This is a genomic window from Alcaligenes phenolicus, from assembly GCF_032063905.1.
Lineage (GTDB): Bacteria > Pseudomonadota > Gammaproteobacteria > Burkholderiales > Burkholderiaceae_B > Alcaligenes > Alcaligenes phenolicus.
In genome coordinates this window covers 340,314-354,455 of record NZ_DAMBOE010000002.1, presented here as the reverse complement: position 1 = coordinate 354,455, position 14,142 = coordinate 340,314, and the positions used below count along the sequence as shown (strand labels likewise).

Here is a 14,142-nt window from a genome sequence, read left to right as displayed (position 1 = left end):
ATGAGAATCGTTACTATAACTGCTCTGTTTTATAAACTTTTCTGACTTGTCTGTCTATGTAAATACGCAAAACCCTGCTTGATGGCAGGGCTTTGAATGGTCTTTGTTTTAGTCCTGGTTGGAGCCTTGCCCAAACCGGGCTTGCCAGGCTTCATACACTTTGCGTTTTTCAGGCAAGGGCAGGTGTTCCATTTTCACGCCCTGTTTGCCAAAGTCCTGCTGCATTTTTTTGTAGAAGGATTCGGTGGACCAGCCAAAGGGTTCGCCCTCTTGATCGTCGGCGCAATACACCACACGTTCTACGCCCGAGGCGATCATGGCCGCCATGCACATGGGGCAGGGGATGCCGCTGGCATACATGGTGCTGCCTGCATGGCTGCTGCTTTTCACGTGCTGGCTGGCGGTACGCAGCGCCTGGATCTCGGCGTGTGCGGTGGGATCATGGGCAATGTAGGTCTCATTAACTCCTTCGGCCAGAACTTGACCATCGCGCACCAGCACTGCGCCAAAGGGCTGGCCGCCGCGGGCGACATTCTCTTCGGCGATCTGGATGGCGCGCAGCAGATAGTGTTTATCGTTCATGTTTTTCTCCTGTAGAGAAGCAAGGTTGGAATGAGCCTTGAAACCAGAGTCTCTATTTGTGCCTTGTGGGACACCTGCGGGTACAGGTGGCATCAGGGGGACGTGTTCCGGTTTGGCGTGTTTGTAATGCAAAACAGCCGCTGACGGGCAGCGGCTGTTCTGTTTCAGACCATATTAGCGAGTGCCGCCAAGTGTCAGATTGGCATGACGGTTTACGTCTTTGTACAGCAAGTAGCGGAAACGGCCTGGTCCGCCTGCGTAGCAAGCCTGCGGGCAGAAAGCGCGCAGCCACATGAAGTCACCGGCTTCCACTTCAACCCAGTCCTGGTTCAGACGGTACACCGCCTTACCTTCCAGAACGTACAGACCGTGTTCCATCACGTGTGTTTCAGCGAAGGGGATCACGCCACCGGGTTCGAAGTTCACGATGTTCACGTGCATGTCGTGACGCAGGTCGGACATGTCGGTGAAACGGGTGGTGCTCCAACGGCCTTCGGTGTCAGGCATGACGCCAGGCTTCACGTCTTTTTCGTTGGTCACAAAGGCTTCAGGCGCATCCAGGCCTTCCACACGCTGGTAGCGCTTGCGAATCCAGTGGAAGTTGGCCAGCTCGCCCGTGCGGTTGTGCAAGGTCCAGTTGGTGGAAGGAGGAATGAAAGCATAGCCGCCTTCTTCCATAATGTGCTTGGTGCCTTCCAGAACCAGTTCCAGCTGGCCCTTGACGACAAAAATCACGCCTTCGGCTTCGGGGTCGGACTCAGGATTGTTGCTGCCACCCTGTGGGCCTACTTCCATGATGTATTGGGAGAAGGTCTCGGCAAAGCCGGACAGAGGACGTGCCAATACCCACAGACGGGTATTTTCCCAACCGGGCAGGTAGCTGGTCACGATGTCTTGCAGCACGCCTTTGGGCAGCACGGCATAGGCCTCGGTGAACATGGCGCGGTCCGTCAGCAACTGAGTCTGAGGAGGATGGCCACCTGGAGGGGCGTAGTAATTGACTTTGGACATGTTGATTCCCATTGAAATTCAGTAAGGAAAAATCTGTCGAACGGCACGGCGCAATCCCGGCGGCTGGCAAAAGGCACAGGCGGGATGTCGTTGTAATGCGCGGGACCAATATACCTTAACGACTGCTGGTGATATTTACAAATTAAATGTATAAATCTCTAGTATTTGTTTTTTGAATAAATGGGCGGTGGGGTGGATTGCCCTGGCGGATTTCAGAAAGGGTTTGCGCATATGGATCATCAACTATCAAGCAGTCCCAGCCTGAACCGGCCCTTGTACGACCTGGACCTGCTGCTGGCCTTGTTGACGGTAGTCGATTGCGGCAGCTTCACGGCGGCCGCAACGCGTTTGCATTCCACGCAGTCCACGATCAGCCAGAAAGTGCGGCGCCTGGAGGAACTGGCCGGGCTGCGTCTGCTGGACCGGGCCAGCCGGGGCGTCAGCACGACTGAAGCGGGGCAGACCCTGTTGGGTTACGCCCGCCAGATGCTGGCTTTGAATCATCAGCTGTCTGAAGCCCTGTCCGGTTCTCTGGTGACTATTTCCGTGCGTCTGGGCGTGCCTGAGGACTTTACCAATGGACAGACCATGCGGGCCTTGGCGGGCTTCAACCGTCGCTTCCCGCAGGTGCGTCTGGAAGTCAGTAGCGGCTTGAGCAGCGATCTGCTGGCCGCTTACGATCAGGGTGAGCTGGATCTGGTGCTGGTCAAGCAGCGTCACAATGCCCGTGAAGCGGTGGCTTGTCTACCCGAGCAGACGGCCTGGGTGGATAGCGCGACTGATCCGGTCTTTCATCTGGACCCCATCCCCTTGGTGACCTTCCCGCGTCGGGGTGTGTATCGAGAGGAAATCATCAGTGCTGTCGAGTCCTTGGGACGTCGTTGGCGTATCAGCTTTACCAGTTCCAGCTTGAGCGGTATTCAGGGGGCGGTGGCAGACGGGATGGGGATCAGTTTGCTGCCGCGGCGTGCGGTGCGCGATGACCATATTGAATTGGGCCAAGCACAAGGTCTGCCCCGTATCGATGCTTTTGAATTGGCGATTTTGCATCGGCCTCATGCCAATGAGATGGTGACGGCCTTGTCCCGTGTACTGGTAGAGATGCTGGCACCCGAGAGCGCCAGCCGTTCTGGATAGCCTGCTGTTGGGCTGGCGAGGCTCGTAGAGCTTAGACAGGGTTTAGCGCTTGGGTGTGACCGGATCAAAGTGCGTCATTACATCCAGCACGGGCTCTTCGGCCATCACTCGGTCCCGTGCGGCCACGGCAATGGCATGACCTTGAGCAATAGTCAGGGTGCCGTCCATTTCCAGATCCACTTCTACCCAGATCATGTCACCCAGTTTGCGGGTCCGTAGCTGGTGTATGCCTTCCACGCCAGGGGTCTCGCGCAAGAGCTTGGCAATGCGCTCTTCCGTTTCCTGATCGACCGCTTTATCGGTCAGGTCGTGAAATGCGCCAATAGAAAACTTCCAGCCCATGCGCAGAATCATCAAACCCACAATACTGGCGGCCAAGGGGTCGCCCAAGGGCAGACCTGCCAGGTTGGCCATCACCCCGATGCTAACGACTAGCGAGGAGGCTGCGTCGGAGCGGGCGTGCCAGGCATTGGCAACCAGCATGGTCGAGCGCAAACGCTTCGCGACACGCAACATGTAGCGAAACAGGAGTTCTTTACTACAGAGCGCGATGAAGGCAATGGCCAGGGCAATCGGGTGTACTGCTTCGATGCTGCTGGGGTCGCGCAAGGAAGACACGGCATTCCATAGCATGCCCAGTCCTACTGCCAGCAAGAGGCCGCCAATGGCCAGAGTGGCCGCCGTTTCGTACCGCAAATGTCCGTAAGGGTGATCCGCGTCCGGACCTCTACGGCTATGGCGGTTGGCGATCAGCACTACAAAGTCCGACAGCAGGTCGGACAGGGAGTGGATGGCGTCAGCAATCAGGGCCTGCGAATGAGCAAACAGACCCACCACAATTTGCAGCACGCTCAAACTGATATTGACGATGACACTGACCCAGGTTGAGCGCTGTGCACCAAGGTGCCGATCCAGTTCAGAAGGGGGGATGTTTTCCATGCCAAGAGGTCCTTGCATTCAAAGCAGCAGACTGTGCATCAATACAGCAGTTTCAAGATAAAGAGTGTATCGGCTTTCCTGGGTTACGGGGCGCTGAAAGGGGCTTGGCAGGCTGTTTTGAGCCTGTTCTTTGGTATATGTAGACAAAAAAGCCTCGCTTTTTCGGCGAGGCTCTTTTGCGTATCAGGAATGCGTCTTAATTGATGCGCATACCGGGCTGGGCACCGGGGAATGGTTCCAGAATATAGATGCCTTGATCCACGGCATCATCCGCATGGCTGGCCGCCAGAACCATGCCCTCGGATACGCCGAAACGCATCTTGCGAGGAGCCAGGTTAGCGACCAGTACCGTCAGCTTGCCGATCAGATCTTCGGGCTGGTAAGCCGACTTGATGCCGGAGAACACTTGGCGCAAGCGGCCTTCGCCAGCGTCCAGGCTCAGACGCAGCAGCTTGTCCGAACCTTCTACGGCTTCGCAACTGACGATTTTGGCAATGCGCAGGTCCACCTTGATGAAGTCCTTGATGTCGATAGTGTCGGCAATGGCTTCGCCACCGGGCAACACGACGGGAGCAGGTGGCGGAGCCAGCAGCTCGTCCACCATGGCGCTGTCTACACGCTGCATCAGATGCTTGAAGGGAGCGATGTGATCAGGCAAGGCAGCCACGTCGTCCCAGACAAAGTCGCGGTCCAGACCGAACAGTTCGTGGGCCACGCGATGGGTCAGGGTGGGCAAGATGGCGGTCAGCATGACGGATAAGCCCTTGAAGCCAGCCAGGGTGCGCGAGCAAATGTCTTGCAGCGCATCTTTCTGAGCCTGCTCGGCGGTCGCAATGCCTTTGGCCATGACCCAAGGCTGGGCGGTATCAAAAGCCTGGTTGATGATGTCGGCCTGAGCCATGATCTGGCGCACGGCACGACCATACTCGCGGCTTTCCAAGTCGGCGCGGACTTTCTCGGCGACTTCCTTGAGCTGGTTTTGCAGTTCGGAGGTGTCGCCCTGGTAAGCCAGCTTGCCATCAAAATGCTTGCTGATGAAGTTGGCGGCACGGCTGGCGATGTTGACGTACTTGCCAATCAGGTCGCTGTTGACGCGGGCAATGAAGTCGTCAGGATTGAAATCCATGTCTTCGACGTGCGAGTTCAGCTTGGCGGCCATGTAGTAGCGCATCCACTCTGCATCCATGCCCAGCTCCAGGTAGCGCAGGGGCGAAATGCCGGTGCCGCGACTCTTGGACATTTTCTCGCCGCTAACTGTGATGAAACCGTGCACGTTCAATGCATCAGGCACTTTACGGCCGGAGAACTTCAGCATGGCAGGCCAGAACAGGGCGTGGAAGTACACGATGTCCTTGCCGATGAAGTGGACCTGCTCGGTTCTGCCTTCCGGATCCAGCAAGGCATCAAAGTCCAGACCGGCCTTGGCGCAGTAGGCTTTCAAGGAAGCCAGGTAGCCTACAGGCGCGTCCAGCCAGACATAGAAGTACTTACCGGGGGCATCCGGGATCGGGATGCCGTAGTAGGGCTCGTCGCGGGAAATATCCCAGTCGTTCAGGGAGGCTTCTGCGCCTTCGCCTGTACCCAGCCATTCGCGGGTCTTGCCCAGCACTTCCGATTGCAGACGCGGCTTGCCTTGGGCGTTCTTGCCCGTGGTCCACTCTTGCAGGAAGGCTACGCAGCGCGGGTCGGACAGACGGAAGAAAAAGTGCTCCGAGGTCTTTAACACCGGACGCGCATTGGTCAGGGTGGAGTAGGGCTCGATCAGTTCGGTAGGAGCGTAAACCGCGCTACAGACTTCGCAGCTGTCGCCGTACTGGTCCTTGGCGTGACACTTGGGGCACTCGCCCTTGATGTAACGATCGGGTAGGAACATGCCTTTGACCGGATCGTAGAACTGTTCGATGGTGCGGGTGTCAATAAAGCCGGCGCTTTTCAGCGTGCGGTAGATATCCTGGGCCAGTTCGACGTTGTCTGGCGAATCCGTACGGTGCCAGTGGTCGAATTTGACGTTAAAGCCATTCAGGTAGGTGGGGCGCTCGGCCGCAATCTTGTCCACCAACTGAGCGGGGGTAATGCCAGCGCTTTCTGCCTTGAGCATGATGGGCGCCCCATGGGCGTCGTCCGCACACACAAAATGCACAGTATGTCCCGACATTCGCATGGACCGAACCCAGATGTCGGCCTGGATATATTCCATGATGTGGCCGATGTGAAACGAGCCGTTGGCATACGGCAGGGCGGTCGTAACAAATATCGTTCGTGACATGACTTAACAAAATAAAAGAGAAAGGGAACAAGGATTCTACGGTCTATTGCACACTTGTGCTGCGCCAGACCGCGGAATGTCCACGGGCAAAGTGCTGATGGGCAATTGCGAATGATACAAATGCACACACCCTGAGCCTTTGACGACTCAGGGTGTTCGGGGGCAGTGCCTAATCAGCGTTGCTGCTCGCCAAAGGCTTGGCGAACAGTCAAGAACTGTTAAGGAATCTCGCGCATCTCGATGTCGGTGACATCACGCGAACGTGGTGTGTTCGACTGTTTGCTGGCAGCGGCAGGGCGGCGGCGCTGGTCCCAGTAGGCTTTAACGCCGAAAGGACGGCCACTAATACGCGCCACAATGTATAAAATGCCGATCGCAATAGCGGTAGAAACCATGAAGATAAACGCCATGATTGCACCGAAAATTGTCAGCAAGACAAAGAGGGCTGTGCGGATAATCTGGTTAAATGTGTTCATAGGGTTAGTATGACATCATAAGTGTAAAAAAATTCCTCTTGAACCGCTAATTTTCTGGTTTAAAGGTATGGTGATGTTTCTTTATATCAAGGTTTTGGATAAATGACAGTGAGTTCCGAGCGCGTGTTGCAAGCCCTGGCGAGTGTGACCGATCCCAACACGTTAAAGAAGTTATCGGTCGATGCGGGTCGATGCGAACTGAGCATTGACCAGAACCAGGTTGAGCTGACTTTGCATCTGCCCTATACGGCTTATGACATTCAGGGACAGCTGCGCGAACGTATCGAGCAAGCCGTGGCAGGCGTGGGTGCCACCCTGTCCAAGCTGCATTTGAATCCCCGCATTGGCGTGCATGCTGTGCAGGAAGGGTTGCGACCCATGCCCAATATCCGCAATATTATTGCGGTGTCCTCGGGCAAGGGCGGTGTGGGTAAGAGCACAACGTCGGTGAACCTGGCTTTGGCCTTGCATATGCAAGGTGCGCGTGTTGGTTTGCTGGATGCGGATATTTACGGCCCTAGCGTGCCCACCATGCTGGGCCTGCACGAGCGCCCGCGCAGTGCAGACGGCAAGATGATGGAGCCGCTGATTGGTCACGGGCTGCAAGCCAACTCGATTGGTTTTCTGCTGGACGAAGACGCTCCCGCAATCTGGCGCGGCCCGATGGCAACCCAGGCGTTGACACAGCTGCTTACACAAACGCGTTGGGATGATCTGGACTACCTGATTATCGATATGCCTCCCGGCACTGGCGATATCGCCTTGACCTTGTCGCAGAAAGTGCCCTTGACGGGTGCGGTGATTGTGACCACCCCTCAGGACCTGGCGCTGATCGACGCCAAGCGTGGTTTGAACATGTTCCAGAAGGTGAATGTGCCTGTTCTGGGTATTGTGGAAAACATGTCGGTCCATATCTGCTCGAACTGTGGTCATGCTGACCCGGTCTTCGGTCAGCATGGTGGTCGCGATATGGCCAGCCAGTTCAACGTGCCTTGGCTGGGTGCCTTGCCTTTGGCAATGAGCATTCGGGCTCAGACCGACTCCGGTACCCCGACGGTGATTGCCAGCGCAGACAGTCCCGAGGCCCGCCTGTATCACGAGATTGCCAATCGCGTTTCGGCTAACTTGTCGCAACTTCCTCCAGACACGTCGGGGCAGCGCCCCAAGGTTGTTCCTCGTCCTCTTTGAGTACGTATGCGCAAATCCGGCTTTTGCCTGTTGTTTTCGATAGTCCTGAGCCCTGCAGTATGGGCTCAGTCTTCCGTTCCCGATGTCATTATTGATCCGGGGGGCGTGCCCCCCCAGGCGCTGAAAGAAATTCAGCGCGCGGTCAGTGCCATTACACGTTTGGCGGAAGACCAGGACTTGGGAGAGGTCTCGCGTCTGCGGCGCCGGGCTCACGATGCGACCGTCTCCGCCTTGCAGACTCAGGGTTACTTTGACTCTGTGGTCACGCTGGAGGTGGGCGAAGATTCCAGCGGTGAATATTGGGACATCATTATTCAGCCGGGCGAAATCACGCGCGTACGAGACATTGCCCTGGATTTCAAAGGCAAGATTCAGGAGCCGGAATACCAGGTACGTCTGGAAGGGATCAAAGCCAGCTTTCCTTTGAAAGTGGACGATCCCTTTTTGAATTCGGTCTGGTCCTCCGCCAAATCGGATCTGCTGGAAAGCGTACAGCGCCAGGACTTTTACTACGCTCGTTACATAGACACGCGGGCGACCGTATTGGCCGATGAAGGCATGGCCGACCTGTCCCTGAAAGTGGATAGCGGGCCGAGGGTTCGCATGGGGCAGTTGGAAACCACTGGCCTGAAGCGAGTTCCCCAGTCTCTGGTAGACCGCTATGTGCGCTATACCCCCGGTGATCCTTACGATCAGGACAAGCTGGACGAGTGGCAGCAATCTTTGGCTGCCACCACTTTTTTCCGGGGTGCCTTTGTCACTCTGAATGAAGAGGCCGGTAAAAAGAAAGAGCTTCCAGATGGTGATGTAGAACTGCCTGTACGTGTACGGGTTACAGAAGCGCCATCCAGGCAGTTCACCGGTTCTCTGGGTTTTGACAGCGACCACGGTGCGCGTGTTGAGGCCTTGTATCGAAAGAATATTGTGTTTGGCCTGCCGATCTGGACCGAGGCCGGTATTGGCGTGGATAAAAAACGTCAGCGGGCCTTTTATGACATCCACTTGCCGCCCACCATTAGCGGCTACAAGAACAGTTTTGGTGTCTTGTACGATCGCTCCGACATTGAAGGTTTGGACACGGAGCGGGCGGCCCTGGGCTGGAAGCTGCGCCAGGAACGACAGGCAGCGGGCAATAGCCGCGTGGAATATGAAACCGAATGGGGCTTACTGGGCGCCTGGGACAAGACCAAGATTTCCGGCCTGCCCACTCGTGAAACACCTTCTGCCATTGCAACCTGGCAATGGCTGCGTCGGGACGTAGACAAGAAGTACGATCCGCGCGAAGGCAATCTGATTGATTTTGGCGTGGGCGCCGGTGTCACGCTGGACAAGGGCGAGACCTTTTACCGCAGTAACTTGCGATTGCAGCAGTGGTGGCCAGTTGGGGAGCGGGATATTTTGTCCCTGCGGGGTGAAATCGGTAAGGTTTGGCGCATGACGGACCGCACACCGCCTGACTTCGGTTATCGCACCGGGGGCGCTCGCAGTGTCCGTGGCTACAAATATCAAAGCATTGGCCTTCGACAAGGCGACGCCGTGGTGGGTGCGCCAGCCATGGCCGTAGCCAGTGTGGAATACACGCACTTTTTCACCAGCATGTATGGCATGCGTGCTTTTGTTGACGTGGGTGACGCTGCGCCCAGCTTCGGTGATATGGATTTAGCCTGGGGCTACGGTTTGGGAGCGGTGGTGCGCACCCCTGCTGGCCCTTTCAATCTTGATCTGGCTTATGGTCAGCGAGACAAACGCGTACGTTTGAGCTTTTCTTTGGGAATCGCATTTTAATGGCTTGGGTTCGGCGCTGGTTCCGATATTTCGCGTTGTGGGGGATTCCCTTTGTGGTGATTGCCCTGCTGCTTGTTTGCGGCTTTGTGTATTGGGTGCTGGCCAGTCAGGCTGGTACAAGCTGGGCCTTGCGCACAGCTTTGCCCTATGCGCAGGGCAGCGCCCAAGGCGTGCGCGGAACCATCTGGGATGGCTTGAGTATCGACCACCTGGTGCTGGGCTTGCCGGACACCCATGTGGATATCGAGCGTTTGCGCTTGCAGGCCAATTGGAAAGAACTGTGGGAACGCCGCCTGCACGTGGTAGAGCTTAGTGCTCAGAAAGTGGATGTGGCCTTGACCTCCTCGGACGAGCCCAAGTCCGACGAACCTTTCAAAATGCCCGAACTGCCCATTAGTATTGCCGTGGACAAGCTGGCCTTGGGGCAGTTCTTGTTAACGCAGGATGGCACGCCCTTGCCGGTCGCGATTGCGGATTTGTCTTCGGCACTGGCGTTGGATTCCGACAGCGCGCAGCTTCGACTGTACGATTTGATGGTGGCTAATGAGTCCATCCGCGCGGGCTTTCAGGGCGAAATGGAACTGGCGGGACTGGAAGCGCCTTACCCGGCACGAGCCGATATTCAAATCATTGCTCGTGGTTTGACGGCTGATTCGCCTATTTGTGCGAAACAGTATTTGCCTGCTTATGCAGAGCCGTCGAAATCCGGCAAATCTGCCGAGAAGGCAGTAGTCGATCGGTCCAAAAAAACAGCCACTGTTGAAACGGCCAAGACCAGTGCCAAGGCTGCAATAACACAGCAAGGTCAAGCTGAGGCCAGCGCACCGAGTCATGCAACTCCTGCCAGCCAGCCAGTCGATCAGCCCGTAGACGCCCATGGTGTCGCCGGAGTCATCAGCTCCGAGCCCGAGGGTAGTACGGGTCTTGTCGATGAAGAACGTATCCGGGAGCCAGTTGCTGTTCCAGAGCCCGAGCCTTTGCCCGATTGTGTGGTCAACGCTCAAATCACCTTGAATGGCTCTCTGGAACAAGCCACCTTGCTGCTTAACGGTCAGGGCCAGGGCTATAGCCTGGACGCCAGCGCAGAGTTAAGCCCGCTGGATTCCGTGCCAGTGCGTCAGGCCAAGGTGGCGGTGAAACTGCCGGACGAGTCCTCGCTGGATGCAGACTTTGCCTGGGATGCCATGCAGGAAGGTGTGCACGTTCAGGATCATTTCAAAGGTCAGTTCCGCAGCGACAAGCTGGATCTGCATGCCTTGTTGGGCGATGTGCTGCCCGACGCCCTGATTAATACCCAAGGCCAGTTTGATGTGGTCTTGGCGGATAAAGAACAATTGCTCTCCGCGGATGTGGATGTGCAGCTTTTGCAGGGTAGTCGCTGGAACAAGCAGGCCGCTATCGGGCAGATCAAGGCAAAAGCGTCGGCTCCGGCTCAGCCGGGCCAACCGGATTGGTGGCGTTTGTTGTCGGTTTCGGATGTGCTCACCGATATGAAGATCGGGGATAACCAGGTTCAGTTGAAAGGTGGTTTTGGCATGTCCGGCAAGGCCGAGCTGGATTTGCTGGCGAAGATGCCTCGTGCCGAGCAACTGTGGCCCGGCCTGGAGCTGGGCAAGGCTTCGGTAGAAGGGCAGTTGCGTGGCGATATCGCTCATCACACCCTGCAGTTGAAGGGCCAGTACGACTTGGGCGGCAAGGCCAAGGGGCAGTTGGGCCAAGGCATGGCCGAGGCCGATCTGGCACTGGAAGGTGGCTGGCATTTTGCCGATCAGGGCAAGGCCGCGTATTGGGATGGCAAGGTAAACCGTTTGGTGGCTGACCATGCCGGTTTGATCGTGCGTTTGCAGTCGGCACTGCCTGTGCGTTTTACCGATGCTCTGCGGGCGCCGGAGCCTCCTGTTCAAGTTGCCACAGCAGAGGCCAAGGACCAATCCAAGGTTGAAGGTGATGTAGCAGGCCAGGGGGTCGCCAAGGAAGAAGGAGCGGCTCAGGCCGGTATAAATCCGGAAACGAAGGACAACCCCGATACTAAGTCTGCTGCTGCGGCCAATGCTGCTCCGTCTGCTTCATCGGCAGCAGAGCAAGCGAAGGCACAGGCTGGCACTCCCGAAAACGCAGCCGATAAAACAGCAAGCGCTCCCAAGGCACCCGAGCCCTTGGCTCCCTGGTCAGTGCGAGTTGGTGCCGGTACGTTGAGCACCACAGTCGATGGCGAACCCTGGATCAATCTGCGTCACCAGGAATCCAGTTACCAGCCTGGACAATGGGCCAGCCGTGGTGAGTTGTTGGATCTGGTGCTGTCCGAGCCTCGCATCGCGCGCTTGCTGCGCAAAGTCGGCGTAGAAGAAAACGCTGACAAGGCCAAGGGTGGTGTCAAGATTGCCAAGAACAAGAAAACCCAGCCGCCCGAAATTGATATCAAAGCGCGCTGGGACCTGAAATTTAATGGTGCCTTGTCCGGCCAGGTGCGCGTCGACCGCGTGGCGGGGGATGTACAGGTTTTTGCTGAGCCGCCCATGTCGCTGGGGCTGGAAGATCTGAGTATCGTCATCAATGCGAAACCTACCTCGGCCACGAGCAGCCGTCTGGATGCCCAGATGGATGTGCGTACCAAGGAAATGGGTTACGTCACAGCCAAGGCACAGACTCCCCTTCACGGGCTGGCCTTGAATGAGAACGATCGCAAAACGGTCAGCATACAAGCCAATATTGACGACTTGAGCTGGACGCGCCTGTTCCTGGGCGATGCCATGGAGCTAGGCGGTCGCTTGAATGCAGACGTGAATATTGATGTGGGTGCGAAATGGGCCTGGACCAGCCGTGGCACGGTAAGGGGCCGCGAGTTGCGTTTCACGCGTCTGGATGACGGCATCCGTCTAATTGACGGTCAGCTGGATGCCCGTTTCGACGGTGACATCTTCCGCCTGGAGTCCTTGACGTTCCCGGCCCGCCCACGAGTAGAGCCGCAGGAATGGCGTACCGCAACCTGGCTGAAAGAGAGCCCGGACGCCAAGGACGGCAAGCTGACTGTGTCGGGGCAGTGGAACCTGAGCACTCAGCAAGGGGCCTTTGACGTGGATATTTTCCGCTTCCCGATTCTGCAGCGCTCCGACCGTTACGCCATGATGTCCGGCAATATCAATCTGGATATGGAATTGCCGCGTATTGCCATTACCGGCAAGGTTGTTGCTGATGCGGGCTGGTTCAACCTGGACATGTTGGGTGGTATTCCCACTGTTGATAGCGATGTGGTGATTGTGCGGGCAGGCGACGAGCCGGCTTCCGAGCCTTCCCAGGCCGCAACCGACATGAGCATGGAAATTGATGTGGATCTGGGGCCGCGTTTTTACCTGACGGGTTATGGCGTGAACTCCGGTCTGGTTGGCAGCCTGAGGGTCACCATGATTGGCGGCAAGTTGACCGGTATGGGTGCCTTGCGCACTCGTGGTGGGCGAATTGAGCTCTATGGTCAGAAGTTGCTGCTCAAGCGCGGAACCGTGACTTTCCAGGGTGACATTACTTCGCCTATCCTGGACATCGAAGCCTTGCGTACCGGTCAGGCAGTAGAGGCAGGTGTTAAGGTAGCCGGTACGGCTCGCAAGCCCAGAATCGATTTGGTGTCCTACCCGGAGGTCAGCGAAGTTGAAAAACTGTCCTGGCTCCTGCTGGGCCACGGGCCGGATGATTCTGGTGGTGACATGGCCTTGCTGCTCAGTGTAGGGACATCCTTCCTGGGCGATGGCGAGCCCTTCTACCGCAAGTTCGGGATCGATGAAGTGGCCATGCGCTCGGGTGACCTGGGCAGTGCCGGTAGCATTTTGCCGGTGGAAAGTGTGGTCAAATCCCTGAACAGCGGCACCAGCAACGAAGAGCGCAAGTTTATTGCGATCACCAAGGCACTGACGGCGGATATTTCCGTTAGCCTGGAGCAGGCCATGGCCGATACCGGAACGGTGGGTCGAGCCAGCTACCGCCTGGCACGAGGCCTGACGGCTGAGGTCAGCGCCGGTACGGTAAACGGTCTGGCCCTGATTTACCGCTGGTTTTCGAAGGATTGATGCGGGCTTGCCCGGCGCAAAGCGGGCAGAGAATTGTGGCGCAAATGACATATTTGCGCCGCAATTGGCTTGTGTGTGTATCTAAACGATAAAATAACCGGTTACTGATTTAAGGCGGCTAATTTCTTATGAGTATCAAAAGCGACCGTTGGATTCGGCGGGCTGCTGCCCAGGGCATGATCGAGCCTTTCGAGCCAGGCCAAGTGCGCAATGTAGACGGACAACGTATCGTCAGCTACGGCACCAGCAGCTATGGCTACGATGTGCGTTGTGCCAACGAATTCAAGATTTTCACCAACATCAACTCGACCATCGTGGACCCCAAGGCCTTCGATGAAAAATCCTTCGTGGATTTTGTCGGTGATGTGTGCATTATTCCGCCCAATTCTTTCGCGCTGGCCCGCACGGTTGAGTACTTCCGTATTCCTCGCAGTGTGTTGACCATGTGTCTGGGCAAAAGTACTTATGCCCGTTGCGGCATCATCGTGAACGTAACTCCGCTGGAACCCGAGTGGGAAGGCCACGTCACCCTGGAGTTTTCCAATACCACCCCGCTGCCAGCCAAGATTTACGCCGGTGAAGGGTGTGCACAGATGTTGTTCTTTGAAAGCGATGAAGTGTGCGAAGTGTCGTACCGCGACCGCGGCGGCAAATATCAAGGTCAGCTAGGCGTTACCCTGCCTCGTACCTAGGAGTTCTG

The 14,142-nt window shown here is 56.8% G+C and carries 10 protein-coding genes; 5 read left to right on the top strand and 5 right to left on the bottom strand.

What is annotated here, in order from left to right; genetic code table 11:
* Nucleotides 1–108: 108 nt before the first annotated feature.
* Together U2949_RS05025 and U2949_RS05020 are read right to left on the bottom strand one after the other, a co-directional pair.
* On the bottom strand, nt 109–582 hold the full coding sequence (locus U2949_RS05025) for a nucleoside deaminase (RefSeq protein ID WP_026485010.1): 474 nt from the start codon (nt 580–582) through the stop codon (nt 109–111).
* Nucleotides 583–756: 174 nt separating this feature from the next.
* Nucleotides 757–1,593: a bifunctional allantoicase/(S)-ureidoglycine aminohydrolase gene (locus U2949_RS05020; RefSeq protein ID WP_026485011.1), complete on the bottom strand. Its 837-nt coding sequence runs from the start codon at nt 1,591–1,593 to the stop codon at nt 757–759.
* Nucleotides 1,594–1,854: 261 nt separating this feature from the next.
* Between U2949_RS05020 and U2949_RS05015 the strand changes: the two genes are divergently transcribed.
* Complete coding sequence (locus U2949_RS05015) at nt 1,855–2,730, top strand: LysR family transcriptional regulator (protein ID WP_321286780.1); 876 nt, start codon at nt 1,855–1,857, stop codon at nt 2,728–2,730.
* Between the two features lie 42 nt (nt 2,731–2,772).
* On the opposite strand, the gene U2949_RS05010 is transcribed toward U2949_RS05015, so the two are convergent.
* From U2949_RS05010 to U2949_RS05000, 3 genes are all read right to left on the bottom strand, one after another.
* On the bottom strand, nt 2,773–3,669 hold the full coding sequence (locus U2949_RS05010; protein WP_321286457.1) for a cation diffusion facilitator family transporter: 897 nt from the start codon (nt 3,667–3,669) through the stop codon (nt 2,773–2,775).
* 196 nt (nt 3,670–3,865) lie between these two features.
* Nucleotides 3,866–5,935: a methionine--tRNA ligase gene (gene metG / locus U2949_RS05005; RefSeq protein ID WP_026485014.1), complete on the bottom strand. Its 2,070-nt coding sequence runs from the start codon at nt 5,933–5,935 to the stop codon at nt 3,866–3,868.
* A gap of 218 nt (nt 5,936–6,153) precedes the next feature.
* The gene (locus tag U2949_RS05000; protein WP_026485015.1) at nt 6,154–6,411 is read right to left on the bottom strand and encodes a hypothetical protein; all 258 of its coding nucleotides are present in this window, start codon (nt 6,409–6,411) and stop codon (nt 6,154–6,156) included.
* Between the two features lie 102 nt (nt 6,412–6,513).
* Here U2949_RS05000 and apbC point away from each other — a divergent pair, with 102 nt between their 5' ends.
* The 4 genes from apbC to dcd all read left to right on the top strand — a co-directional run bounded on the left by apbC (nt 6,514) and on the right by dcd (nt 14,134).
* Nucleotides 6,514–7,599, top strand: a complete 1,086-nt coding sequence (apbC, locus tag U2949_RS04995) for an iron-sulfur cluster carrier protein ApbC (RefSeq protein ID WP_321286456.1) — start codon at nt 6,514–6,516, stop codon at nt 7,597–7,599.
* A 6-nt stretch (nt 7,600–7,605) separates the two neighbouring features.
* Nucleotides 7,606–9,384, top strand: coding sequence for an autotransporter assembly complex protein TamA (locus tag U2949_RS04990; RefSeq protein ID WP_257723970.1), 1,779 nt, complete (start codon nt 7,606–7,608; stop codon nt 9,382–9,384).
* Nucleotides 9,384–13,442, top strand: coding sequence for a translocation/assembly module TamB domain-containing protein (locus U2949_RS04985; protein WP_026485018.1), 4,059 nt, complete (start codon nt 9,384–9,386; stop codon nt 13,440–13,442). The genes U2949_RS04990 and U2949_RS04985 overlap by 1 nt, the downstream gene beginning before the upstream one ends.
* Nucleotides 13,443–13,570: 128 nt before the next feature.
* Nucleotides 13,571–14,134, top strand: a complete 564-nt coding sequence (gene dcd, locus U2949_RS04980; protein ID WP_009461128.1) for a dCTP deaminase — start codon at nt 13,571–13,573, stop codon at nt 14,132–14,134.
* Nucleotides 14,135–14,142: the final 8 nt, after the last annotated feature.

Excerpts from the sequence above, each read along its gene's own strand:
- U2949_RS05025 (WP_026485010.1), bottom strand. The coding sequence starts at position 582 with ATGAACGATAAACACTATCTGCTGCGCGCCATCCAGATCGCCGAAGAG.
- dcd (WP_009461128.1), top strand. The coding sequence starts at position 13,571 with ATGAGTATCAAAAGCGACCGTTGGATTCGGCGGGCTGCTGCCCAGGGC.
- U2949_RS05000 (WP_026485015.1), bottom strand. The coding sequence starts at position 6,411 with ATGAACACATTTAACCAGATTATCCGCACAGCCCTCTTTGTCTTGCTG.
- U2949_RS05020 (WP_026485011.1), bottom strand. The coding sequence starts at position 1,593 with ATGTCCAAAGTCAATTACTACGCCCCTCCAGGTGGCCATCCTCCTCAG.
- metG (WP_026485014.1), bottom strand. The coding sequence starts at position 5,935 with ATGTCACGAACGATATTTGTTACGACCGCCCTGCCGTATGCCAACGGC.
- U2949_RS04990 (WP_257723970.1), top strand. The coding sequence starts at position 7,606 with ATGCGCAAATCCGGCTTTTGCCTGTTGTTTTCGATAGTCCTGAGCCCT.
- U2949_RS05010 (WP_321286457.1), bottom strand. The coding sequence starts at position 3,669 with ATGGAAAACATCCCCCCTTCTGAACTGGATCGGCACCTTGGTGCACAG.
- apbC (WP_321286456.1), top strand. The coding sequence starts at position 6,514 with ATGACAGTGAGTTCCGAGCGCGTGTTGCAAGCCCTGGCGAGTGTGACC.
- U2949_RS04985 (WP_026485018.1), top strand. The coding sequence starts at position 9,384 with ATGGCTTGGGTTCGGCGCTGGTTCCGATATTTCGCGTTGTGGGGGATT.